Origin of the sequence: Methylomonas defluvii (genome assembly GCF_033949435.1) — a bacterium.
Lineage (GTDB): Bacteria > Pseudomonadota > Gammaproteobacteria > Methylococcales > Methylomonadaceae > Methylomonas > Methylomonas defluvii.
This window is the reverse complement of sequence record NZ_JAXARY010000005.1, coordinates 227,697-250,737: the sequence shown is the minus strand read 5'-3', so window position 1 is coordinate 250,737 and position 23,041 is coordinate 227,697. Positions and strand designations below refer to the sequence as shown.

The window sequence follows — 23,041 nt, the reverse complement described above, 5'->3', positions numbered from 1 at the left end:
AGACAGCGGAAAGTGCGGGCAAGCTGCTGGATGAAATTGTCCCCAGCATTGCCAGAACCTCCGACTTGGTGCAGGAGATTGCCGCCGCCTCCCAAGAACAATCCGCCGGTGTCAGCCAAGTTAACAATGCCATGAACCAGATGAATCAGATTACTCAGCAGAATGCATCCGCCAGCGAACAGTTGGCGGCTACTGCGGAAGAAATGACCAGTCAGGCTGAACAACTGCAATCGCTGATGAGCTTTTTTAGACTCGACAATGGCGGTCGAAAAGCGACGATCACAGCTGAAGTCAAATCAGCAAAAAAGGCTGTCAAAATCAAGCCCGTCGTTCAGGCAAGTGCGAATATTGATCATGACTTCGATTTAAACCAGTTCGAACGTTTCTAGGAGCGGGCCATGACAGGACTTGCAACAACTCAAGAAAAGCTACCCGCCACGCAGAGCAAACAGACTGCGCTGGCGGGTCAATACCTAACCTTTACGCTTGGGGGAGAACTTTACGCACTGGGCATTTTGAGTAGTAAGGAAATCATCGATTACGGCAATCTCACCGAAGTCCCCATGATGCCGGTGTTTGTGCGCGGCGTGATTAATCTGCGCGGTAGCGTGGTGCCGGTGGTGGATTTGCTGGCGCGCTTTGGCAAGGGATCGACGCCTGTGGCCAAGCGCACCGGTATCGTTATTGTCGAAACCGCCAGCGAAACTGAAGATGGCGTATCCCAGGATTTGGGGATTATCGTGGACGCCGTCAACGAAGTGGTTGAAATCGGTGAACAGGATATAGAGCCGCCGCCCAGCTTTGGGGCGGGGATTCGGCCTGACTTTATTAACGGGATGGCCAAACGGAATGGCCGCTTTGTTATTTTGTTGAACGTCAGCAAGGTACTTTCGGTGGATGAAATGGCGGCTTTGAGTAAAGTTCGCCAAGACCGTCAAGCATTGCCGGATACAATCAACGCTTGATCGTTCCAAGACTTGAGGCGTTTAAATTTATCGACATGTTGGCTAACCCACAAATAGGAGTATAGAGTGTCGTCAATCCATCGTGTCGGCGCGCCGATATTGCATAAGCAAGAGTTTGCCTGGATCAGGGACTATCTTTACAAGCACGCCGGTATTGTCCTAAACGATAGTAAGCAGGCTATGGTAATGGGACGTTTGGAGAAGCGTTTGCGTCATCATGGCATCGATAGCTATGGCGAGTATTTTCGGCAATTCGGTAAGCCGGGATTCGAAAATGAAACGACAATGGCTATCGATTTGCTAACCACCAATGAAACCTATTTTTTCCGTGAATCCAAGCATTTCGATTTTGTAGTTGAAAAAATTTTACCGCAACACTCGGCAGCCAAGCCGTTTCGAGTTTGGAGCGCGGCCAGCTCCAGCGGTGAGGAAGCTTACACGCTGGCAATGCTGTTGGCGGAATATTTGAGATCCCGGCAATGGGATATTGTCGGGACCGATATTTCCACACGGATTCTAGAAAAAGCCCGGCGTGGTTTGTACCCCAGCAATGCCGCCGAAAAAATTCCCCAAATCTTGCTGAAAAAGTATTGCCTGAAAGGGACAGGTCAATATGACGGTTTTTTGCTGGTTGCTCCTGAGCTACGCAGCCACGTTAAGTTCGAATATGCCAATTTGATAGGATCGTTGCCGGACCTTGGTACCTTCGACGTGATTTTTTTACGTAACGTAATGATTTATTTTGATATTGAAACCAAGCAACGCCTGCTGGACAAAATTGTGAAATACCTGCGGCCCGGCGGCTATTTTTTTATCAGTCACTCCGAATCTTTAAGCGGTATGAAAACCGAGCTGCAAACCATCATGCCGTCGGTGTATCGCAAAGCCTTGGAGTAATTGGGCTGTAGCAAGCTAATCGGGCATTCGTGTCTAACTACCTGCTTAGCAAACTGCTTCAAGTGTGTCCCTCCCTCATACTTAAAATCGTCATCTCGGCAGCTCATATCACAATCCCGGACAAATGGTTAGAACGAAGCTTGCCTGCTCCATAGCACTGGATGGCGGGCATGACGGACTTTCTTGGTTTAGCTGAGTCCAATTATTGATCAGGAAACTTTATTCTCCGCCACCGACTCGTTCATAATCGCGCTTTTATTTTCTGGGGCGACCAATATGCGTTATTTACACACTATGGTTCGGGTAAAGGATCTTACCGAATCGCTGGATTTTTATTGCAATAAGCTAGGTTTGCTTGAAGTGCGGCGCATGGAAAGCGAAACCGGACGTTTTACCTTGGTGTATCTGGCTGCACCTGGCGACCGGCAAACCGCTGTAGCGGTTGACGCGCCATTGCTGGAGCTGACTTACAACTGGGATAGCGAGGACTACGGCGGTGGCCGTAATTTTGGGCATTTAGCCTTCGAAGTAGACGACATTTATGCGGTATGCCAAGACTTAATGGCGAAAGGGGTCACGATTAACCGGCCGCCGCGTGATGGTCATATGGCATTTCTGCGCTCACCCGACCAAATTTCTATCGAATTGTTACAAAAAGGCCAAGCATTGCCGCCGCAAGAGCCGTGGGCCTCCATGCCCAATGTTGGCGTTTGGTAAGGTCTGTCGAATTGTTACCGCTGAGTCTTTATATCCATTTTCCGTGGTGCATCCAGAAGTGCCCGTATTGCGACTTCAACTCCCACGCCGTTAAACACCCGATTCCCGAACAGGCTTATATCGACGCCTTGCTCACCGACCTGCGCGCTGATCTGGAATTGCTGGGCGAGCAGCGGAAAATCAACAGTATATTTATGGGGGGCGGCACACCCAGCTTGTTTTCCCCGGAAGCCTTAGGCCGCTTGTTGGCTGGCGTCAGACAGTCGGCAACTGTTGCAGAACATTGCGAAATCACTTTGGAAGCCAATCCCGGCACCTTCGAAAGCGCAAAATTTCATGAGTTTCGGGCTTTAGGGATTAATCGCCTGTCGATAGGCATTCAAAGCTTTCAGGACCGGCACTTGCGGACATTAGGGCGGGTGCATTCCGCCGCCGAAGCCAAGGCCGCGGTGGAAATTGCCGTTACGGCCGGGTTCGATAATTTCAATCTGGATTTGATGTTCGGCTTACCGGATCAAAGCGAGCGCGAGGCCTTAGATGATGTGGAAACAGCAATCAGCTTGGCCCCAACCCATATTTCCTTTTACCAACTGACGCTGGAACCCAATACGTATTTTTATAAGTTTCCGCCGAAATTACCGGAAGACGACGTGATATTCGCCGCGCAAAAGCGCTGTCAGCGGCTATTGGCGGAGAACGGCTTTCAGCAGTACGAAGTGTCTGCGTATGCAAAGCCTGGTAAGCAATCCCGGCATAATCGCAATTACTGGCGATTTGGCGATTATCTGGGAATAGGCGCTGGCGCGCACGGCAAAATCAGTCTTGCCTTGCCGGATAAGATTATGCGCACGGTTAAGCCAAGAAGCCCGGAACAGTATTTATCGCAACCCGGTCGATCACAATACGAAGCGATTGAGGTCGCACAATTGCCGTTAGAGTTTCTGATGAACCAGTTGCGACTAAAAGCCGGTTTTAGCCTGAAGGATTTTGAACTGACCACCGGATTGGCGGCAGACAGCTTGGAGCCTAATTTATCGCGTTGTCTGGCTGAAGGCCTGTTGTGTCGGGATGGCTTAGTCTATCGCTGTAGCGAAAAAGGTTGGGATTTTCTGGACGTGGTCCTAGAAAAATTCATCGATTAAATACGCACGGGTATAATTGCTTTCATTTTAGATTTGTAACACTCCACGATGCTCGATTACCAAAAACAGTTTATCCAGTACGCTTTGGATTGCGGCGTATTAAAGTTTGGCGAATTTCATTTAAAGTCCGGACGTGTCAGTCCTTATTTCTTTAATACCGGCCTATTCAACAGCGGCGCTCAGCTGGATAAATTGGGGCAATTTTATGCGCAGACGCTGATTAGCGCCGGTGTCGAGGTCGATATATTGTACGGGCCGGCCTATAAAGGCATCCCGTTGGTCAGCACCACCTCGATTGCCTATTCCCGCTTGCAACGCGACATTCCGTTTGCGTTTAACCGCAAAGAAGCCAAGGATCATGGCGAGGGCGGCGTATTGGTCGGCGCGCCCTTGCAAGGCAAAGTCTGGATTCTGGATGATGTGATTACCGCCGGCACGTCGGTGCGTGAATCAGTGGAAATCATCAGTGCCGCCGGCGCGACGGTCGCGGGTGTCGTCATAGCGCTGGATCGTCAGGAGAAAGGCCAGAACGAATTGTCGGCCGTGCAGGAAGTGTCGGCACAATTCGGTATTCCGGTGCTGGCGATAATCTGCTTGGCGGACATCATCGAATTTATTTCCCAACAGAGCGGTTCGGCGGATAAGTTGGCCATTATTCAAGCCTATCGACAACAATACGGAATTTGAGTATCCATGCGTGCCCGAGGCTTTTGCTTATGGATTATTGGTCTACACTTAGCCGTTACAATTTGCCCCTTATATTGAGTACAGTCGGAACAAAGGCGAGCCATGAGAAATCTGGAATTTAAAGAACAGTTGCACGAATACACGCAGTGGCGCGAACAACTGATTCAGGGTATCGAATTGTATCGGGACTGGCGTAACCGCTATCGCTTCAGCGACCCGCAAAGCACAGATACCTTGCTGAATATATTGCAAGGCTTGCAAAATGATCGCGTCACCTTGGCGTTTGTAGCGGAGTTTTCCCGAGGTAAAACCGAACTGATCAACTCGCTGTTTTTTGCGGAAACCGGCGTGCGCTTATTGCCGTCTTCGCCGGGCCGGACCACGATGTCGCCCACCGAGCTGTTCTGGGATGAAAAAGGCGGCAGTTACATTCGGCTGCTCAACATTGAGAGCCGCTTGGAAGATATATCCTTGATGGATTACAAGCGCAATCCGGATCGTTGGACACAAATCGAGTTGAATTGCGAGTCGCCTACGCAAATGCAGGAAGCGTTTAGAGAGTTGGTTGCCACGAAGAAGGTTTCTCGGGAAATGGCCGATAAACTGGGCCTGTGGAACGAACGCGAAGCGGCCGAGCAAGGCATTATCAATCCGGAAACCGTGGAAGTGCCATGTTGGCGACATGCGATGATCAGCTTTCCGCATCCTTTGTTAAAAGAAGGTTTGTGCATTCTGGATACGCCGGGCCTAAATGCCTTGGGCACCGAGCCGGAGTTAACTTTGAGCATGTTGCCCAGCGCTCAAGCCATTATTTTCGTGTTGGCGGCCGATACCGGCGTGACCAAAAGCGACCTGGAAATGTGGAAAAGCCACGTTTGTAGCTCCAGAGGTAATCGCCGCCAGGGCTTAGCCGTGGTGATGAATAAAATCGACTCGATGTGGGACGATTTGGCCGGCGAGACTGGGTACGAAGCTTCGATCCAAAAGCAAATCGACACCTGTGCCATGATTCTGAATCTGGAGAAGGAAGTTATTTTCCCGGTCTCCGCGAAGCAAGCTTTATTGGCTAAGGTGAAGGGCGACGATGCTTTGCTGCAAAAAAGCCGTCTCAATCTGTTGGAAAGCTATCTGTCGGACGACATTCTCGATCAGCGCCGCGATATTCTAAAGGGTGTTGTCGATAAAGAAATCGGGTTTTTAGTTAGCGAGTCGGTCAAGTTGATGGCGTCAAAAATCGCTAACGCCCAAAAGCAGCTCGACGAATTCAAACAAGTCGATTTCGAGAACCAGGAATTGACCGGCAAATTGATGGCCGAAACCCGCGACCGGCAAAATGCCTATATGGCTAATATCGAAAACTTTCAGGCCAGCCGTAAAGTGTTTGCGGTGCAGGCCAAGATGTTGATCGATTCGTTTGCCAAAGAAAAAATCGACGACATTATCCGCCGTACCAAGGAGGACATGAGCAAAAGCCTGACGACTTACGGCATGAAACAGAATATGCGTAGGTTGTTTGACGAGTTGCGGGATCTGCTGCAAGACTCGGTGGATATGACCGAAGAAACCCGGCGCTTGATTAAAGCGATTCATAAGAAGTTTCAGGATGAATACGGTTTTAAGGAAATCGAGCCACAGTTGTTTTCTATAAAACAACACCAGTTTGAGCTGGAGCAGATTTTTGAAGAAGGCGAAGCGTTTCGCAATAGCGCTAAAACCACGATGACTGAGCAAAGCATAGTGGTTAACAAGCTCTATGGTACGTTGATAGCCAAAGCAAGGAATATTCTGCAGCAAGCCCAACGGGATGCGGTTACCTGGAGTAATAGCGTACTGTCGCCGCTTATGCACCAGATCAAAGATCACAAAAAGCAAATCGAAAGCCGCTTGATCATGCTCAGGAAGATCAATGAATCCAAAGGTAATGTCAATGAAAGCATTGCGCAGTTGGAGGGCGAATTGGGACCACTACAAGTCCAGTATCAAGAGTTGCTAGAGATACTTAAAGCCGTGCATCTGGAAATTAAAACCGATTAGTGCCGATTTTTGCTCCGTTGTCGCAGGTTACGGCAGCCCTTTTGTTGTTTGCCCCGCAGGACTTTCAGCGCTAGAACTCAGCAATTCGTTAAAGCGGCACCAGTCAAAAAATGGCCCAGGGTCGGTTTTTCGGCCTGGGGCAATATCGCTATGACCGGCAATACGCTGGCTCGACAGTTTCGGATAATTCGCCAGTAGCGTTCTACACACATCGGCAAGGCATCGATATTGAGCGTCAGTGTAAGCCACGCTGATAGCCCCCTCCACCTCTATACCAATAGAAAAATCGTTACAGCGTTCCCTGTCTCGATATTTTGACACACCTGCATGCCAAGCCCTGCGGTTGAACGGCACATATTGCCGAATGTTGCCATCCCGGCGAATCAATAAATGCGCGGATACCTTAAGTTGGTGTATGTCTTGGAAGTAAGGATGGTCGTTTGGGTCCAGGCAGTTGCAAAACAATTGGTCGATATAGTCGCCCGCGAATTGCTCAGGCGGCAGGCTGATGCAATGGATAACCAATAAGGAAACATCTTCCGGGTCCGGTCTGTCGTCGCAGTTCGGCGAAGCGACCTGGCAGGCGCTACTCAAGTAGTGATCGCGAATTATCATGGTTTTCAAGCTTTGTCAGTGATGCGGTATTTTATAAGCTTTGCCAACCACTCCCTATACTTTTACTTGCCTCACATTGGTCAGAGTTTGGCACGGCTGTCACCGCATGCGGTTTATAATTACCCTCCTTGTCCTCTTCAACTAAATATCCATGCAACCAAATTCCACAGAAATCTCGCTTTATCTGGCTGAAGATATCGGTAGCGGCGATATTACCGCCAGCATCGTCTCAGCCGAGACTCAAGCCAATGCCGCAGTGGTAACTCGCGAATCCATGGTGCTGTGCGGTAGAGCTTGGTTCGATGAGGTGTTTCGACAATTAAGCCCCCAGGTAATGGTCGATTGGCAATGCAGTGAAGGCGAACGTGTCGCAGCGAACACCGTACTTTGCAAGTTGCGCGGTCCGGCTCGGGCTTTGCTGACGGGGGAGCGCACGGCGTTGAATCTGCTGCAAACCTTATCCGCGACGGCGACCATCGCCCGCCGCTATGCGGATGCCGTGGCGGGTACCGGCTGCAAGGTGTTGGATACCCGTAAAACCCTACCCGGTTTACGTTTGGCGCAAAAATATGCAGTCAAATGCGGAGGTTGTTTCAATCATCGCATCGGTTTATTCGACGCCATCTTGATCAAGGAAAACCATATTATCGCAGCAGGCTCAATTGCCAATGCAGTCAAGCTGGCCAGAGACTATGGGAATGTGCCGGTCGAAGTGGAGGTGGAAACTCTTGACGAGTTTGCCCAGGCATTTGCCGCGAAACCGGATCGCATCATGCTGGATAATTTTTCACTGGCCGATATGCGCACAGCCGTGCAGGAAAACCAGGGCCTACTCGAGCTGGAAGCGTCGGGCAATATTACTTTGGACAATATCCGAACCGTGGCCGAAACCGGGGTGGACTTTATCTCGATAGGCGCGTTAACGAAGAATGTTGCTGCAGTCGATCTGTCGATGCGCATTGAGATGCGCATCGATTAAGCTCATGCTGGTGCGCTCAGTTGACAGCGTTCAGCATCTCGTTTTCGTATAAGCGTAGTTTTTTCCAGTTGGCGAATTTGCTGTCGTCGAACGGCGCATCGTGGTCGATGGCATGCTCGTAGCAGCTCCGAAATAGGCGCGCAGTGCGAAAGGCATGCAATTCGTCGTCGGCGGTTACCGTGTCTACATTGCCCACTTGGAAGGTTTTATTCCGGGACTTTCCATCTTTCACCCAAAACACCGTGTAGCAAAGATAGCTTTTGTCTTTGCGGTGATCAAACTTGATGGTTCTGGACACACCGGTTACGCCGGTAGTCGTTTTGTTTTTGGGTGGTTTCAGGAAGCGAGTCTTGCTGCCTTTTAATACCACCAGCATCTGATCGCGCCAAGTAATCGCGGCTTTCAGCGACTTGGTTTTGCTGCCCCAGAGCTTGTGAGAAAAATAACGGCTGCTCTCCTTGCCCCGCCGAACAATACGAACTTGAAAACCGAAAGTATCGGGTTCTGTAATGTGTTTTACTTTTGCCATTTGACGTACCCTAAAAAATTCACCAAAGGTCTGCATAGTGAATTTAAGCATCGCGAAGCACGCAGACCGCCTGTTAATTGTGTAAGCTATGGATTACAAATTAGCGCGAAATCAGCCGTCTTGCAAGCGGAATTTAAGGGGATTATTGGGCAAATACCAACTAAATTCGTGTAGAATAAGCGCCAGCCTTCTCGCAGAGGCGCAAACATGCTCTTAACCTTTTGTTTTATAAAAAATTTTGGAGAAAATTGATGAGCGTTTTAGTAGGTAAGCAAGCCCCTGACTTTACAGTTCCTGCGGTATTAGGCGATGGCCAAATTGTTGATTCATTCAGTTTCTCAGCGGCCACTAGCGGCAAATACGCAGTACTTTTCTTTTATCCATTGGATTTTACATTCGTTTGCCCGAGCGAATTGATTGCCTTGGATCATCGGATCGACGAATTTAAAAGCCGCGGCGTTGAAGTGATTGGTGTTTCTATTGACTCACACTTTACCCACAACGCTTGGCGTAACACGCCTGTCAACCAAGGCGGTATCGGTCCTGTCCGTTATACTCTGGCTGCCGACCTGAAACACACTATTGCCCAAGATTACGACGTAGAGTCCGCTGGTGGCGTAGCTTTCCGCGGTAGTTTCTTGATCGACAAAGCCGGTGTCGTCCGCCATCAAGTTGTCAACGACTTGCCACTGGGTCGTAACTTTGACGAAATGCTGCGCATGGTCGACGCACTGCAATTCCACGAAGAGCATGGTGAAGTTTGCCCAGCCGGTTGGAACAAAGGTGATGCGGGTATGAATGCCAACCCAGCGGGCGTGGCTGAATATCTGAGCAAAAATGCTGACAAACTGTAAGCATTAGCTTTACTCTGAGACAAGGCGCATTGTCTAGACAATGCGCCTTTTTTATTGCCTGAATTTTCTCTGTTTCTCGCCCCATGACTGCGAATTCAGTGTGGCGCTAATTCCATTAATCGCCGCTCGGCATTTTTTATATCCGTTACCGCTATGGTTTAGGCGGCCAACTTGAGTGTTGGCAGCCCCTCGTTATACGCCTGATGCGGCGTTTTGCGTTTCAGACTGGAATGTGGTCGTTCGTGGCTGTACCACTCGAAATTGCCGAAGATGCCTATCGTTTGGGGCAAACCGGTCTGATTGAATTAATGGATTCATCGCGCACCCGTACCGAAATCAAGTTGAATCATTTGGAGTTGATTCAAAATGAAATCGAAGCGGAATTGGATGTCATGAATGCCTCGGGATTGTTGGCGGTTTATTTCGAAAACCCGGCATGACGCGGCCGGTTTTGCATGCTTATCGGGTTCTATCAAGCTTGCGGTAGCCTATGGCTTCGCTGAGGTGGGAGATTTCGATATTCTTTGAATTCGCCAGATCGGCAATCGTGCGCGCCAGTTTCAAAATACGGTGGTAAGCCCGGTGCGACAGGCCGAATTTTTCCAGCGCTTGTTCCAGCAACTGATGGCCGGCTTCGGACAAAGTGCAAATAACCTTCACCTCGGCGGCGGTTAACGCAGCATTGGCTTTGCCTTGGCGGCGGTAAGCAATGTCGCGGGCTACGACGACGCGCTGCCGAATCGTTTCGCTGGTTTCTTCACCCGCCGCCGAGCCCTTGCGCAATACTTCCAGGGCGACGCGCGGCACTTCCATATGCATGTCTATTCTGTCCAGCAAAGGCCCGGAAACTCTGGCTCGATAGCGGGCCACTTGTTCGGAGGTGCAGCGGCAACGGCCGGAAGCATCGCCCAAGTAACCACAGGGACAGGGATTCATCGCCGCGATCAACTGAAAGCTGGCCGGAAAATCGGCTTGGCGGTTGGCCCGGGAAATGGTGATGTGGCCGGTTTCCAAGGGTTCGCGCAACACTTCCAGGACTTTTCTATCGAACTCTGGCAGTTCGTCCAAAAATAGCGCACCGTTGTGCGACAGGGATATTTCGCCTGGCTTGGGGTTGCTACCACCGCCAACCAAGGCCGCAGCTGATGCGGTATGGTGCGGCGCTCTGTAAGGTGGCTGCCGCCAACGGCTGACGTCCAGGCCGTGGTCGCTGATCGAGGCCAGCGCGGCGGTTTCCTGGGCTTGCTGTTCGCTGAGCTCCGGCAGAATCGTCGGCAAACGCGCCGCCAACATCGATTTGCCGGTGCCGGGCGGGCCCAGCATCAGTAAATTATGCTTCCCGGCTGCGGCGATTTCCATGGCCCGTTTGACGTGAAATTGGCCGTGCACGTCGGCAAAATCGACCGTGTGAACCGCTTGCTCGAAGCTGAGATGAACGTCAGGTGGCGCGATGGCTTGCCGGCCGGCCAAGTGGGCACAGACTTCCAGCAGTGTCCTGGCCGGCAGCAATTGCGCATCCTTGATCAAAGACGCCTCCGCCGCGCAACCAGCAGGCAGAATCAGTTGCCTAAAAGCATTGCGGCAATGAATCGCTACCGGCAACGCGCCGGGAATCGGCCGCAACTCACCACCTAGCGATAACTCGCCGATGCATTCGTACTCGTGCAAGGCATCCTTGGGGATTTGCCCGGAGGCGGCCAGGATGCCTAATGCAATCGCCAAATCAAAGCGGCCACCTTCCTTAGGCAAATCGGCGGGCGCCAAGTTGATAGTGATGCGCTGAAATGGAAATTCGAAGTGCGAATTAATGATCGCCCCGCGCACCCGGTCCTTGCTTTCCTTCACCGCCGTCTCGGGCAGACCGACGATATTTAAAGCCGGTAGCCCGCTACTGACATGCACTTCCACCGTCACTTGCGGGGCGTCTATGCCGGAGCGGCCCCGGCTGTAAACGACGGCCAGCGACATGGCTTTTTAGGCTTGCGGAATCCGTTGTTCCAGTTCGGCGACGCGCTTTTCCAGTTCTTCCAAACGGGCGCGAGTTTTCGCCAATACGGCTTTTTGCACTTCAAATTCTTCGCGGCTAACCAGATCCAGTTTGGACAGGCCGCTTTGCAGCAAGGCGTGGACGTTCTTTTCCACATCGTCTTTCAGATTGGTCAAACCGGGAGGGATGGCGCCGGCGATACGCTCGGCAAGATTGTCTATGGCTTTGGGATCAAACATGGTGGCTACTCTTGGTCTATAAATGAATTGGGAACGGGTAAATGGTCACGACATATTTTATCAGTATCCTCGCGATCCAAGGGTTGTTCGGTTAAGCCGCATTGATAGTGATGCTGTTCCACCGAAAAATAATGGCAGGAACGACACAAACCAAAACTCTTCGAGTCATTGACTTTTTGCAGCACGCCCAACGTGGTTTGCAGCGCCTGGCCTATGGTATCGAACTCCTGGCGGCTGACTTTGGATTCGGCCTGCTTAAAAACATCCAGCGGCTTTAACTCTTCGATCAACCGCTTGCCGGCCTCGGTCAGGCTCAGATGGACCACCCGGCCGTCCAAAATGGACGTGGTCTTATCCAGATAGCGCTTCCGCTCCAAAATCTGGATAGTCTGGGACACCGTGCCCTTGGTCAAACCCAGATACTCAGCCACCGCAGCGTGGGTGTTGCTGTATTTATTGCACTTGGCCAGATACTCCAGCACCTGGCCATGTACCGGTTGCAAACCGATTGCTGCGTATTTTTTGCGTTCTTCCGAACGTAACAAGGCGCTGATCCGCTCGATCAGCTTGAATGTGTCTAGTTCATGCATTAGACCGATTCTACCACAGGCCGGCCAATTCCAAGCGTGGCGGCTGCCGGACGCAACTATCCGGCCACCGTCGCCCAAAAAAGCTACAGTCGATCCATGTTGCAGACAGCGCCGAGCAAGCCGTTAAACATTCCGTGCTTCAGGGGTAGGCAGGCTATACTGAAGGCCTCTTTTAGCGATAGGTGAGGAGCCGTTATGAAGAAAATATCCGTCAAAAATCCGGTGGTGGAGATCGACGGCGATGAAATGACCCGCATCATCTGGCATTTCATTAAGGACAAATTGATTCTGCCTTACCTGGATCTGCAAATCGATTATTACGACTTAGGCATCGAGCAGCGCGACGCCACCGACGACCAAGTTACCATCGATGCGGCCCACGCCATTCAAAAGCACGGCGTTGGCATCAAATGCGCGACCATCACCCCGGACGAAGCGCGGGTGGTAGAGTTTGGATTGAAAAAAATGTACAAATCACCGAACGGCACGATTCGTAACATCCTGGACGGCACCGTGTTCCGCGAACCGATCATTTGCAAAAACGTGCCGCGCTTGGTGCCGAATTGGACCCAGCCGATCTGCATCGGCCGGCATGCCTTCGGCGACCAGTACCGGGCCACCGACTTCGTCACCAAAGGCAAGGGCAAATTGAAGATCAGCTTCACGCCCGACGATGGCGGTCCGGAGCAAAGCTTCGAGGTTTATCACTTCGACGGCGACGGCGTGGCTTTGGCGATGTACAACACCGACGAATCGATCGCCGGTTTTGCCCGCAGTTGCTTTAACGTAGCGCTGGATAGAGGCTGGCCGCTGTATCTGTCCACCAAAAACACCATCCTGAAAAAATACGATGGCCGCTTCAAAGACATCTTCGAAGAAATCTACCAAGTGGAATACAAAGCTTTATACGAGGCCAAAGGCATTGTCTACGAACATAAACTGATCGACGACATGGTGGCCTCGGCTCTGAAATGGAACGGTGCCTTTGTCTGGGCTTGCAAAAACTACGATGGCGATGTGCAATCCGACACGGTGGCCCAAGGTTTTGGTTCACTGGGTTTGATGACCTCCACCTTAGTCACGCCAGATGGCAAAACCATGGAAGCCGAAGCAGCTCACGGCACCGTCACCCGGCATTACCGGATGCACCAGCAAGGTAAAAAGACCTCCACCAATCCGATTGCCTCGATCTTTGCCTGGACGCGCGGTTTGGCGTTTCGCGGCAAACTGGACGGCAACGCCGAGTTGATCAACTTCTGCGAAACCTTGGAAAAAGTCTGTGTCGATACCGTCGAGGCCGGGCAAATGACCAAGGATTTGGCCTTGTGTATCTACGGCGACGATTTAAACGACTCGCATTATTTAACGACCGAGGATTTTCTGGAGGCACTGCGAGCCAATCTGGAACGCAGCCTTTCGGCGTCATGAGGCTTTTGCCGTTCGCTGGGTTTACTCGCAATTCCAGCGAACTTTTAAGTTGCTTACTCGCTCACAGAACACTGAGAAATCATTGCTACAATCCAGGCTAAGTTAATCACTCAGCCCATAGGTACACAAACATCATGCGCTTATTATTGGTAGAAGATGACGCCATCCTTGGTGATGGTTTAAAAGCCGGCTTGACGATGGAAGGTTATGCGGTGGATTGGTTAATCGACGGCGCCCAGGCCGACGAAGCGCTGAAACTGAACCACTATGATCTGGTGGTGTTGGACCTGAACTTACCGCGCATGGACGGGATGAGCGTGTTGAAGAATCTGCGCCGCCGCAAGGACAGCACCCCGGTTTTGGTCTTAACCGCGCGTGAAGGTGTCGCCGAAAGAGTGGCCGGTCTGGACAATGGCGCCGACGACTTTGTCACCAAACCTTTCGACCTAGCGGAAATTTGCGCCCGTTTGCGCGCGTTGGCCCGCCGCCACGATGGTCATAGCCTGCCAGTGATCGAACATAAAGGCGTTACCATCGATCCCGCCGCACACCAAGTGTATTTCAATGGCAAACCGGTTGATCTGGCGCAAAAAGAATTTGAAGTGCTGAGTTATTTAATGGGACATATCGGCCAGGTTATTTCCCGGGCTCGTCTGGAAGAGTCGCTCTACGCCTGGGGCTCAGAAGTGGAGAGCAATGCGGTGGAAGTACATATTCATCACCTGCGTAAAAAACTGGATAGCAACCTGATTCGCACCATCCGCGGGGTTGGTTACATCATCGACGAGAACTGATGGCCAAACATTTTCGTCTGGCGCCACGCTCCCTGAAAAAGCAGCTGCTGCTGTCGCTCCTAACCTCGCTGTTGTTGGTTTGGGGCGTTACCGCCTATTTCAGTTACAAACAAACCCGCGACGAAGTCACCGAACTATTCAACGCTGAATTAGCTCAATCGGCACGGGTGGTACACGCCTTTGTCGAGAATATGGTCCGGCAACGAGCACTGACCAAGCTTTGGGAACGCGATAAAGCTCCAGAGCTGTTCGACACGCCCATCCTCGGCCACAAATACGAACGCAAAATTGCCTTTCAGTTACGCTCAGTCAAAGAGGGACTGGTGTTGCGCTCGGAAAGCGCGCCTGAATTCGCTTTGTCCTTGACGCGAAATGGCTACAGCGAAACCATGCTGGATGGTCAGCTTTGGCATGTATTTAGTCTGAGTACCGAAAACGGCAACTATGTAATTCATGTCGGTCAGCGTGACGACATCCGCCGGGAATTGGTGGAAGGCATCGCCGGCCAGCAAGTGATTGGTTTCCTGATAGCCTTGCCAATATTGGGCATGATGATTTGGTGGATTGTCAGCCGCACCTTGTCGCCGGTCAATCAGGTCAAAGAGCAACTGGCCAGCCGGGCAGCCGGCTTTCTGCAACCGCTGTCGGTGGATAATCTGCCGGACGAAGTATTGCCTGTTGTCACGCAAATCAATAGCTTGTTTGCGATGCTGGAACAGGCTTTTGCAAACGAGCGCAATTTTACCTCCGACGCTTCCCACGAACTGCGCACGCCATTGGCTGGTCTGTTGACGCAAATTCAAGTGGCGCAAAAAACCACCGATACGCAGATGCGTGATCAGGCTTTGCAAAAAGCCCAGCAAGCGGTATCGCGGATGACGCATACGGTGCAACAATTGCTAACCTTGTCGCGAGTGCAGCATCAGCAGGCCGGGATTGCCAAGCAGTCCGTTGATGTTAACCAGACCTTGATAGAGGTGATTTCCGATCTGGATCATGCCGCCCGCGAGAAGCGTATCGATATTGAATTGCAAGGAGAGCCGGCTCTAGTGATCGTCGCCAATCCTCAGTTATTTCAAGTGTTGTTACGCAACTTGCTCGATAACGCCATCAAATATTCGCCGATTGAAGGGCATATCAAAGTAGCTTGTCGCCGCGAAAACAAGCGCCTGCATCTGACTGTGGACGACAGCGGCCCCGGTGTTGCCGACGACGATTATCAGCGCATCACGCAGCGCTTTTACCGTTGCGTGGAAACCGCCAATAGTGTTGAAGGCAGCGGCTTGGGTTTGTCCATCGTGCAGCGGATTGTGGCGTTACATGCGGCGGATATTGATTTTGCCAAGTCGGAGCTGGGTGGTTTGCAGGCTCGGGTGCAGGTGGCGTTATTGGCTTAATTGGCTTAATTGGCTTAATTGGCTTAATTGGCTTAGGGTGCAAAACTCCGAAAGCCGATAGCATGCTCTACTTTGTCAGGAGGCGCTTGGGGGCAAAGTCGACGAATGACTCAGTGTAAAAACCTTTCAGTGAGAATTTCGAACCGCGCATTTGTTAAAAATCAATACGCGGATGATGTGCAGATAGATCGTCGTATCTAACATCCTTTATCCCGGGCAATCTCAACCCAGCCAGATAATCATTTTTTTAGGCACTTGCCAGAGCCAACCCAATCAGGCAAACCACGCAATCGACACTATATAACCGTGTGAAATCACCTGTTTTTTTTCGATTCTAGAATCGCCAAAATTAATATTACTATTTGATTTTTATTCAATTTATTCGCTCGGCACAAAATTAGCTCACTTACTCGTTCGACGCCAATCGTTGCGCGTGCCACGTGTCGTTCTAAAGCTAACTTTTAAATCTGAGTAGGGCAGAATCATGAATAATAAGCCGCATTTTGCTTGGCTATTAGCCATTCTCGTCAGCGAAGTGTCCGCTCAAACTAACGAACAGGGCAATAGTACACCTATCGCAGAGCTGGATACTATGGTCGTTACCGCCACACCGGGACGCAGTCTGGCGGTCAAAGACGTACAAGCCAGTGTGGAAGTCATCACCCCGCAACGGTTAAAAAGCCTTTCGCTACGAACCTTGCCGCAGATTTTGCAATATGCCGCGGGTACCGGGTTTGTGGCCGATTCCGGTACTAGCTCACGGATTAATCTGCGCGGCTCATCGAATAACCAGACCTTGATTTTGGTCGATGGCTTGCGCAGAACCGGTAAGTTCGGCACCTCCGACTTGACGGGTTTGAGCATCGAAAATATCCAGCAGATCGAGATTATTCGCGGCCCGATGTCCGCGTTATACGGTGCTGATTCAATCGGTGGGGTGATTAACATCATTACCAAGGCGCCGGGCGAGCAATTTGGTGCCACCGGCAGTTTTACCTGGGGGCAGGCGGAACGAGGTCAGCGCGACACCTTTATTGAGCGGGCGGGTGTTTCGACCGGCGATTTTCATGGTCTAAAAAATCGCTTTTCTGCTGAAGTGTTTAATAAAAACGATTTACGAGTGGATACCAGCGTTCCCACGACAACGCTCAAAGATATCGATCGCTACTACGTGAATTACGCCGGCTCTTATGACTTCACGCCGCAGCGCAAACTGCGCTGGACGGGCGAGTTGATGGAACAAAACGACACGGGTACGGCATTTAATCGAGCCCGTAATGTTGAGAACGAAGACCGCAAACAAATCAGCCTAACCTACGATGATGTCTATGACTGGGGCAATGCACGTTTGCTGGGTACTTACGGTCAAACCCTGGCAAATGTCGGGCGGAATGCTCAGGATCCCACGGATATTGAAAAAACCAAATTTGAATTAGGCCAAATTGAAGGCTTTTTAAACTGGTTTGCCGCCGATAACTTGACAGTCACCTTAGGTACTGGTGGACGGTTTCAGGATTTATACATATCGACGTTTGATCGTAACCGCTTTCCCGGCGCCCAAACGCGCCATGTGTTTCACGCGCTATCGCAGATCGATTGGGACATTGTCCGTGATGTGAAATTGGTGGCGGGTGTGCGTTACGATACCTTTAGCGATTTCGGCGACGCACTCAATCCTCGAGCCAGTTTATCCTGGTCGCCAGGCGATTTTAATTTTCGGGTTGGCTATGGTTCTGCTTTTAAAGCGCCAGAGTTTGTCAATATGTTTCCCACCTTTGTCCGTACCAGCCGACGAGGTCCGTTTACCAGTGTGTCAACGATTAGCGGCAACCCAAACTTAAGGCCGGAAACGTCTGAAACCCTGGAAACCGCCGCCAAATACAGTTTTGACCAAAACAATGTTTACGGCAGCTTGGAAGCGATCGGTCACGTCACCTGGTACGAGGATTTAATCCAGTCTATAAATACCGGTAATCGCACGGTGGGCACAGTAATATTCTCAGATTTTAATAGCTTCAATACCGGGCAGGCCAAGGTACGTGGCGCCGAAATCATTTTTAACTTGGGTGTTAAGGAGTATTACAACTTATTCGCCTCTTACGAATATCTGGACGCCGAAGATACGCAAACTCATGAGCGCCTGATAGACCGATCCCGTCATGCGTTTCGCTTTCAAAATACCTTTCATCTCCATCCGCAAGTGGATTTATCACTTAATGGCCGATTTTATGACGGCTATGTCGGCAACAATGCCAATCGGGTGCGTGAGTCCGCTTACCACCATGAGTTTGATGCCAAGCTGGATTATGCCGCCACCCAATGGCTGACCGCCTTTGTGGGTGTCGATAACGTATTTAATCGGGTCACGCCCTATGTCATGGGCTTGCAAGGCACTCCCAATGACCCAGGTGGCCGTTTTTATTACACCGGCTTTAACGTCAGTTACTAGGAGGCGACATGCCGTATTGGTTTATTTTCATCGGCGTGCTGAGCGCTGTGGCTGCCTGGGCCGAGGAAGCCCCCAAAGCGCATGATATGCAACATCACGGGGGCAATCAGCATGCCACGTATTTAAGCGAACCCAGCGCGATTCGTTATTACTTGCCGGATTTAAGCAGTCAGGTTTTGGAAAAGCTGGAATTGCCCAAACTGGGTTTTGAGGGCTATTACGCATTGGTATTGGAAAAACCACAACCCGGCCTGTTAGAAGCCGAAGTGCGCTACAGCTATAAAAACGGTCGCCCCATGAAAGCCAAGCCTCAAGCCTTATTCGGCTTGCAGAAAACCGTGTTGGAAATCGAACCTGATCCGCATCCTGCAGAGCATGCCCGTTACTACAGTGGCAAAACCTGGCGCTTTAAAGTGCGCTTTCAGGGTCAACCCGTGCCAAATCAAGCTGTGCAATTTCGTTCACAAAACGGCAGTCAACTCAGTGGCACGACCGATCAACAAGGACGCGTGGCGTTTGCATTGCCGGACGACTTCAAGGCGATTCTGCCGGGACTAACGGCCAATCCTCCCGCCGAGTTTGCGGTTAGCACCGAATTGAGTGCCAACGACCAACGCTATCGCTCCACACTCAAAGGCGATTATTACGTCTCGCCGCTACATTGGCAGTCTGTGCCTTGGGGGGCGAGTTTGGCCGGGTTGGGTGTTGTGGTGGGTTTGTGGTTAAACAGACGTTTGTCCAACAAGCCGTTAAAAGTCAAAAAATATGCGAGTGCTGTGTCATGAATCTGTCGGTTATGCGTAAAACTGTGCAAGGGGCGTTGTTTTTTCTGATGGTGTATGGCGGCTACTGGTTAGGCCCCTATACCACCGACAAACTCAGCAAAGCCTTGCCGGCATTAAGTTGTGCTTACGATCCGTTAAGTGCCGATTATTGCGTGTTGATACCGGGCGAAAATTGACCAACCGTACCGGTTGAAATTTGACCAGGGAGCGGGGCCGGTTTTTGGAGTCGCCGGCTGTGGATAAGTGTAAAGGAATCGGATAGCAATCGGTAGCGTTGCCATCCGTTTCTCAGCAGGATTTTTAGAACGGATTCTCCTCGTACAAGATATCTTCCGGTGTTTTGCCGCTACGTTTGGCTTTCTCTCTGGCCTGTATGCGCGCCTTGGCTTCTTCTGAACTTTGTCGGAAGCGGTAGGATTCATTGCCTGTTTCGATGATGTAGCAATGGTGTGTCAGTCGATCCAGTAACGCCGTGGTCATTTTGGCATCGTTGAACACACTGGACCATTCGGCAAAGGTCAAGTTGGTGGTGATGACCACGCTGGTCCGCTCGTACAGTTTCGATAGCAAATGAAACAGCAAGGCGCCACCGTCCTTGGAAAACGGCAAGTAGCCCAGTTCATCCAGAATGACCAAATCGACTTGCATCAAGCGATAGGCCAATTTGCCTTGGTTGCCGGCGGCTTTTTCCCGTTCCAGTTGCGTGATGAGATCGATGGTGGAATAGAAGCGGACTCGCTTACCTTGGTCAGTAATGGCTTTGACGCCCAAAGCCGTGACCAAATGGGTCTTGCCGGCACCGGTGCCGCCCACCAATACCACGTTATGCGCGGCATCGATAAAGGCGCCGCTCGCCAGTTGTTCGACTAAGGCGCGATCGGCCTTGGCCTGCTCAAAGTCGAAGCCGGCCAAGTCGCGATGCACCGGAAAACGCGCACTCTGAAGTTGGTAGCGAATGGAACGAATATGCCGATCCTCGATTTCCGCTTGCAGCAAATGCCAGATCAGCCATTCCGATGATTGTAAGACCGCACCGCGTTCGCTGGCGACTTCGGCATAAGCGGATGCCATACCGAAGAGTTTGAGTGATTTCAATTCGGCTTCCAGATCACGCATCGCCGTTCTCCTGATCCACCAAAGCCAAGTCGAATGTTACGCGCAATTGCTCGTAACGCGCAGTATCGGCGATGGGCGCATCCTTGATCTGTAAGACGTCGGGTGTCACCACCGTCTGCGGTTCGGCAGGCGGTTGACCGCCACCGGCGAGCGTAAACACAAGATGTTTGATCTGCTCGATACTGACCACTCCGGCTGCCAGCAAAGACTCAACCGCCGTCAGCACCGCGTCCAAGCCTTGTCGGGGTACACAGGCCAACAGGTCGGCCATTGCTCGGTCACCGCCAGGGCGCTTGTTCAACGCGCCTTTCAAAGACAGCAGCGGGCTCGGCATTTCGGTAAAGGGGGCGCCATTGCGTAACGCACCGGGCTTGCGTTCCAATAACGGTAAATAGTGTTGCCAGTCATAGCTGACCTGATCGCGATCCAGCAGCCGCACATGGCTGGCAATCCAGGCATCATCCCCATAAAGATCGAGCCGTTCCGAATACAGGCGCACACTGATCCGTCGGTTGGCCCAACGGCAAGGCACCGAATAGCGGTTGCGCTTCACCGTGACCAGGCAGGTGCTGGACACACGGGCTAAAAACTCAATGTAACCGTCGAACACGCCGGGCATGGGCATTAACGCAGGCTGTTCCAGCTCAAGCGCTTCTTGGAGTGTCATCTCCTGGCGTTCCGGCCAAGACAGCTCCGTCCACAGTTGTCGGCAACGCGCTTCCAACCAGTCATTCAACTCGGTAAAGCTGGCAAAGCATTGTTGACGGGCATCCAGCCAAATCCGGCGCCGACTGTCCTGGACGTTCTTCTCGACGATGCCTTTCTCCCAGCCGGACGCCACGTTGCAGAAGTCCGGATCGAACAGATAATACGCCGTCATCGCTGCAAACCGGGTGTTGACGATACGTTCCTTGCCTTTCTGTACCTTGTCGACCGCCGTCTTCATGTTGTCGTATATCCCGCGCAGCGGCACGCCACCGAATGCCTGAAACGCACGACGATGGGCGTCGAACAGCATTTCATGGCTGTAGCTTGGATAAGCAGACAGTAGAAAAGCGCGGCTGGCACACAGTTTGGTATGGGCGACCTGAATGCGCCGATAAACACCACCGATGACCAGCGACTCTTCGCTCCAGTCGAATTGAAAGGCTTCGCCCCAGCGGAACTTCAACGGCACAAAGGCGTGCTTGCCGGCAAGACTACTCGCCTCTCGGCGCCAGACGCGGATGTAATCGGTGAGTTGCGTATAGCCGCCTTCATAGCCCGCTTTCTGCAACTCTTCCAACAACCTCAAAGCGGTCCGCCGTTCTCGTTTGGGACGATAGCCATCGGCGATCAGCGCGCGTTTGAGCTGATCTTCAAACGGGGATAGCTTGGTCGGCTGGGGACAGCGTTTATATTTCGGGTTGGCCTCGCCGGGCATTCGCAACCACCTTTTGACGGTGTTGCGAGACAGGCTGGTGCGCCTGGCAATCTCGTTGATGGATAACTGGTCGCGGAAATACATCCGCCGGATTTTTGAAAATAAGATCACGGTCATCACCTTCTAAGTTCCTGTCTAATTTTTAGACAGGACAGGTTAATAACCCTGGTCAATTTTCGTCCGGAATTCGGCCTCTTACATGGTCAATTTTCAACCGGCGTCAACAGCCAGAGGTTTTTTTGTTTGGCTGAGCGTGTTTAGTCTGTTTACGGTTTCGGTGTTCTGGAGCTTTATGACCGACGTGTTCGACAAGCAGCTCGCACAACGCTTGTTTGGATTTATTTCTGCCGGCGGTAGCTTGGGAGCGATGGTGGGCCCGTTGCTGGCAACCGGTCTGGTGGGCGCTATTGGCCCGGCAAGCTTATTACTGTTGTCCGCCCTATTGCTGGCTTTGACTTTACCCTGCATTCATTTTTTGCTGCGCTGGCAAGCCGGACAGACCACCGACCATTCAGCCCGATTTGCCGGGGATCAGCCCGTGGCGGGTGGTGTCTTGTCCGGTTTGGGCTTGCTGTTGCGCAGTCCTTATCTGTTGGGTATTAGTGGCTTTATTTTGCTGGCCAGTGCCAACGGCACGTTTTTGTATTTGTTACAGGCCGATTTTGTGGCCAACACCTTTACCGACAAAACCCAGCAGACTCAAGTCTTCGGTGCGATAGATAGCGTGGTGAACGGCTTGTCGATTCTAGTGCAACTGATCTTCACCCGCCGCATTATCGCCACGGTGGGTGCGGCCTGGACACTGGCGAGTATTCCCATCATCATGGCACTCGGCTTTGCCGCATTTGGCTGGAACCCGAGTTTGCCCTTGTTGCTGGTATTGATGATTTTACGCCGGGTCGGGGATTACGCCATTCTGCGGCCGGCACGCGAAATGTTGTTCGCGCCACTGGATCGGGTCACCAAATACAAGGCCAAAAACATTATCGATACCGTCGTTTTTCGCGGGGGTGATGCCCTGACCAGTTGGCTATATGCGCCATTCGGCGCCTTAGGCATCGGCTTGATCGCCGCTGTTATTGCCAGCGCATGGGCGGGCTTGGGATTCGTTTTGGGCCGACGACATCAACAGACACACCGCTGAAAAGCTGGCTGGTTAGTTGCGATTAAATCAAGCTCTGGTTTTGTCCCATGCCGTTAAGCCGCAGATTTCTTTCTAAACCAACCCCCATTCCGGTTGAAGACCGCCATCAGTCCCGCCCCAAAAGCCTGCCGTCGATTCTGGTACGATTGCGGCAGCACTGAATGACTGCTTTTGGGCGAGGTCTAAATGGCGTGATCAGCGTATTTTTGTCACTCATGCATCTCAAAATCGGCCAGTCGAACAAGGCTAAATCCTGGAAGCTGGCGGTCT

At 51.7% G+C, this 23,041-nt stretch carries 24 protein-coding genes; 17 read left to right on the top strand and 7 right to left on the bottom strand.

What is annotated here, in order from left to right; translation table 11 throughout:
- From QLH52_RS07860 to QLH52_RS07830, 7 genes are all read left to right on the top strand, one after another.
- A partial coding sequence (locus QLH52_RS07860) for a methyl-accepting chemotaxis protein (protein WP_319961162.1) occupies positions 1-389 on the top strand: 389 nt, incomplete at its 5' end.
- A 9-nt stretch (positions 390-398) separates the two neighbouring features.
- Positions 399-965, top strand: a complete 567-nt coding sequence (locus QLH52_RS07855) for a chemotaxis protein CheW (protein ID WP_319961161.1) — start codon at positions 399-401, stop codon at positions 963-965.
- Between the two features lie 66 nt (positions 966-1,031).
- Positions 1,032-1,862 carry a CheR family methyltransferase gene (locus tag QLH52_RS07850; protein WP_319961160.1) on the top strand — a complete coding sequence of 277 codons (831 nt, stop codon included), beginning with the start codon at positions 1,032-1,034 and terminating at the stop codon, positions 1,860-1,862.
- A gap of 276 nt (positions 1,863-2,138) precedes the next feature.
- Positions 2,139-2,579 carry a VOC family protein gene (locus QLH52_RS07845; protein WP_319961159.1) on the top strand — a complete coding sequence of 147 codons (441 nt, stop codon included), beginning with the start codon at positions 2,139-2,141 and terminating at the stop codon, positions 2,577-2,579.
- The gene (gene hemW / locus QLH52_RS07840) at positions 2,546-3,721 is read left to right on the top strand and encodes a radical SAM family heme chaperone HemW (RefSeq protein WP_319961158.1); all 1,176 of its coding nucleotides are present in this window, start codon (positions 2,546-2,548) and stop codon (positions 3,719-3,721) included. The genes QLH52_RS07845 and hemW overlap by 34 nt, the downstream gene beginning before the upstream one ends.
- A gap of 48 nt (positions 3,722-3,769) precedes the next feature.
- Positions 3,770-4,408 (top strand): orotate phosphoribosyltransferase, encoded by a 639-nt coding sequence (pyrE, locus tag QLH52_RS07835; RefSeq protein WP_319961157.1) that lies wholly within the window; start codon positions 3,770-3,772, stop codon positions 4,406-4,408.
- A 102-nt stretch (positions 4,409-4,510) separates the two neighbouring features.
- Positions 4,511-6,442, top strand: coding sequence for a dynamin family protein (locus QLH52_RS07830; protein WP_319961156.1), 1,932 nt, complete (start codon positions 4,511-4,513; stop codon positions 6,440-6,442).
- A gap of 27 nt (positions 6,443-6,469) precedes the next feature.
- On the opposite strand, the gene ampD is transcribed toward QLH52_RS07830, so the two are convergent.
- Positions 6,470-7,057, bottom strand: coding sequence for a 1,6-anhydro-N-acetylmuramyl-L-alanine amidase AmpD (gene ampD / locus QLH52_RS07825; protein ID WP_319961165.1), 588 nt, complete (start codon positions 7,055-7,057; stop codon positions 6,470-6,472).
- A 151-nt stretch (positions 7,058-7,208) separates the two neighbouring features.
- On the opposite strand from ampD, the gene nadC reads away from it, so the two are divergent.
- Positions 7,209-8,036, top strand: a complete 828-nt coding sequence (nadC, locus tag QLH52_RS07820) for a carboxylating nicotinate-nucleotide diphosphorylase (RefSeq protein ID WP_319961155.1) — start codon at positions 7,209-7,211, stop codon at positions 8,034-8,036.
- A 16-nt stretch (positions 8,037-8,052) separates the two neighbouring features.
- Here nadC and QLH52_RS07815 read toward each other — a convergent pair whose 3' ends face one another.
- Positions 8,053-8,565, bottom strand: coding sequence for a hypothetical protein (locus QLH52_RS07815; RefSeq protein WP_020484362.1), 513 nt, complete (start codon positions 8,563-8,565; stop codon positions 8,053-8,055).
- A 251-nt stretch (positions 8,566-8,816) separates the two neighbouring features.
- Here QLH52_RS07815 and QLH52_RS07810 point away from each other — a divergent pair, with 251 nt between their 5' ends.
- Positions 8,817-9,419, top strand: a complete 603-nt coding sequence (locus QLH52_RS07810; protein WP_033158174.1) for a peroxiredoxin — start codon at positions 8,817-8,819, stop codon at positions 9,417-9,419.
- Between the two features lie 242 nt (positions 9,420-9,661).
- Complete coding sequence (locus QLH52_RS07805) at positions 9,662-9,859, top strand: hypothetical protein (protein ID WP_174843444.1); 198 nt, start codon at positions 9,662-9,664, stop codon at positions 9,857-9,859.
- Between the two features lie 19 nt (positions 9,860-9,878).
- Here QLH52_RS07805 and QLH52_RS07800 read toward each other — a convergent pair whose 3' ends face one another.
- From QLH52_RS07800 to QLH52_RS07790, 3 genes are read right to left on the bottom strand one after another with little or no spacing between them, the layout of a single operon-like run.
- Positions 9,879-11,387 carry a YifB family Mg chelatase-like AAA ATPase gene (locus tag QLH52_RS07800; protein WP_319961154.1) on the bottom strand — a complete coding sequence of 503 codons (1,509 nt, stop codon included), beginning with the start codon at positions 11,385-11,387 and terminating at the stop codon, positions 9,879-9,881.
- 6 nt (positions 11,388-11,393) lie between these two features.
- A complete protein-coding gene (gene ubiK / locus QLH52_RS07795) occupies positions 11,394-11,645 on the bottom strand; it encodes a ubiquinone biosynthesis accessory factor UbiK (protein ID WP_033158177.1) in 252 nt (83 codons plus the stop codon).
- A 5-nt stretch (positions 11,646-11,650) separates the two neighbouring features.
- Complete coding sequence (locus QLH52_RS07790; protein WP_319961153.1) at positions 11,651-12,235, bottom strand: MarR family winged helix-turn-helix transcriptional regulator; 585 nt, start codon at positions 12,233-12,235, stop codon at positions 11,651-11,653.
- A 195-nt stretch (positions 12,236-12,430) separates the two neighbouring features.
- Between QLH52_RS07790 and QLH52_RS07785 the strand changes: the two genes are divergently transcribed.
- The 6 genes from QLH52_RS07785 to QLH52_RS07760 all read left to right on the top strand — a co-directional run bounded on the left by QLH52_RS07785 (position 12,431) and on the right by QLH52_RS07760 (position 19,264).
- Positions 12,431-13,663 (top strand): NADP-dependent isocitrate dehydrogenase, encoded by a 1,233-nt coding sequence (locus QLH52_RS07785; protein WP_319961151.1) that lies wholly within the window; start codon positions 12,431-12,433, stop codon positions 13,661-13,663.
- 134 nt (positions 13,664-13,797) lie between these two features.
- Complete coding sequence (locus QLH52_RS07780; protein WP_319961150.1) at positions 13,798-14,457, top strand: response regulator; 660 nt, start codon at positions 13,798-13,800, stop codon at positions 14,455-14,457.
- Positions 14,457-15,854: an ATP-binding protein gene (locus tag QLH52_RS07775; protein WP_319961149.1), complete on the top strand. Its 1,398-nt coding sequence runs from the start codon at positions 14,457-14,459 to the stop codon at positions 15,852-15,854. The genes QLH52_RS07780 and QLH52_RS07775 overlap by 1 nt, the downstream gene beginning before the upstream one ends.
- A 484-nt stretch (positions 15,855-16,338) precedes the next feature.
- Complete coding sequence (locus QLH52_RS07770; RefSeq protein WP_319961148.1) at positions 16,339-18,303, top strand: TonB-dependent receptor plug domain-containing protein; 1,965 nt, start codon at positions 16,339-16,341, stop codon at positions 18,301-18,303.
- A gap of 8 nt (positions 18,304-18,311) precedes the next feature.
- Positions 18,312-19,088 carry a hypothetical protein gene (locus tag QLH52_RS07765; protein WP_319961147.1) on the top strand — a complete coding sequence of 259 codons (777 nt, stop codon included), beginning with the start codon at positions 18,312-18,314 and terminating at the stop codon, positions 19,086-19,088.
- Complete coding sequence (locus QLH52_RS07760) at positions 19,085-19,264, top strand: hypothetical protein (RefSeq protein WP_319961146.1); 180 nt, start codon at positions 19,085-19,087, stop codon at positions 19,262-19,264. Before QLH52_RS07765 ends, QLH52_RS07760 begins: the two co-directional genes overlap by 4 nt.
- A gap of 124 nt (positions 19,265-19,388) precedes the next feature.
- Here the strand turns inward: QLH52_RS07760 and istB are convergent, their stop codons facing one another.
- Both istB and istA read right to left on the bottom strand, forming a co-directional pair.
- Complete coding sequence (gene istB, locus QLH52_RS07755) at positions 19,389-20,219, bottom strand: IS21-like element helper ATPase IstB (protein WP_482194189.1); 831 nt, start codon at positions 20,217-20,219, stop codon at positions 19,389-19,391.
- Positions 20,197-21,744, bottom strand: coding sequence for an IS21 family transposase (istA, locus tag QLH52_RS07750; protein ID WP_425257184.1), 1,548 nt, complete (start codon positions 21,742-21,744; stop codon positions 20,197-20,199). The genes istB and istA overlap by 23 nt, the downstream gene beginning before the upstream one ends.
- 82 nt (positions 21,745-21,826) lie before the next feature.
- Here istA and QLH52_RS07745 point away from each other — a divergent pair, with 82 nt between their 5' ends.
- Positions 21,827-22,771 carry an NTP/NDP exchange transporter gene (locus QLH52_RS07745; RefSeq protein WP_319961145.1) on the top strand — a complete coding sequence of 315 codons (945 nt, stop codon included), beginning with the start codon at positions 21,827-21,829 and terminating at the stop codon, positions 22,769-22,771.
- The last annotated feature ends 270 nt before the right edge of the window (positions 22,772-23,041 follow it).

Coding starts and splice junctions, on each gene's coding strand:
- QLH52_RS07855 (WP_319961161.1), top strand. CDS start 399: ATGACAGGACTTGCAACAACTCAAGAAAAGCTACCCGCCACGCAGAGC.
- QLH52_RS07845 (WP_319961159.1), top strand. CDS start 2,139: ATGCGTTATTTACACACTATGGTTCGGGTAAAGGATCTTACCGAATCG.
- pyrE (WP_319961157.1), top strand. CDS start 3,770: ATGCTCGATTACCAAAAACAGTTTATCCAGTACGCTTTGGATTGCGGC.
- QLH52_RS07830 (WP_319961156.1), top strand. CDS start 4,511: ATGAGAAATCTGGAATTTAAAGAACAGTTGCACGAATACACGCAGTGG.
- ampD (WP_319961165.1), bottom strand. CDS start 7,057: ATGATAATTCGCGATCACTACTTGAGTAGCGCCTGCCAGGTCGCTTCG.
- nadC (WP_319961155.1), top strand. CDS start 7,209: ATGCAACCAAATTCCACAGAAATCTCGCTTTATCTGGCTGAAGATATC.
- QLH52_RS07815 (WP_020484362.1), bottom strand. CDS start 8,565: ATGGCAAAAGTAAAACACATTACAGAACCCGATACTTTCGGTTTTCAA.
- QLH52_RS07810 (WP_033158174.1), top strand. CDS start 8,817: ATGAGCGTTTTAGTAGGTAAGCAAGCCCCTGACTTTACAGTTCCTGCG.
- QLH52_RS07800 (WP_319961154.1), bottom strand. CDS start 11,387: ATGTCGCTGGCCGTCGTTTACAGCCGGGGCCGCTCCGGCATAGACGCC.
- ubiK (WP_033158177.1), bottom strand. CDS start 11,645: ATGTTTGATCCCAAAGCCATAGACAATCTTGCCGAGCGTATCGCCGGC.
- QLH52_RS07790 (WP_319961153.1), bottom strand. CDS start 12,235: ATGCATGAACTAGACACATTCAAGCTGATCGAGCGGATCAGCGCCTTG.
- QLH52_RS07785 (WP_319961151.1), top strand. CDS start 12,431: ATGAAGAAAATATCCGTCAAAAATCCGGTGGTGGAGATCGACGGCGAT.
- QLH52_RS07780 (WP_319961150.1), top strand. CDS start 13,798: ATGCGCTTATTATTGGTAGAAGATGACGCCATCCTTGGTGATGGTTTA.
- QLH52_RS07775 (WP_319961149.1), top strand. CDS start 14,457: ATGGCCAAACATTTTCGTCTGGCGCCACGCTCCCTGAAAAAGCAGCTG.
- QLH52_RS07770 (WP_319961148.1), top strand. CDS start 16,339: ATGAATAATAAGCCGCATTTTGCTTGGCTATTAGCCATTCTCGTCAGC.
- QLH52_RS07765 (WP_319961147.1), top strand. CDS start 18,312: ATGCCGTATTGGTTTATTTTCATCGGCGTGCTGAGCGCTGTGGCTGCC.
- QLH52_RS07760 (WP_319961146.1), top strand. CDS start 19,085: ATGAATCTGTCGGTTATGCGTAAAACTGTGCAAGGGGCGTTGTTTTTT.
- istA (WP_425257184.1), bottom strand. CDS start 21,744: ATGACCGTGATCTTATTTTCAAAAATCCGGCGGATGTATTTCCGCGAC.
- QLH52_RS07745 (WP_319961145.1), top strand. CDS start 21,827: ATGGTCAATTTTCAACCGGCGTCAACAGCCAGAGGTTTTTTTGTTTGG.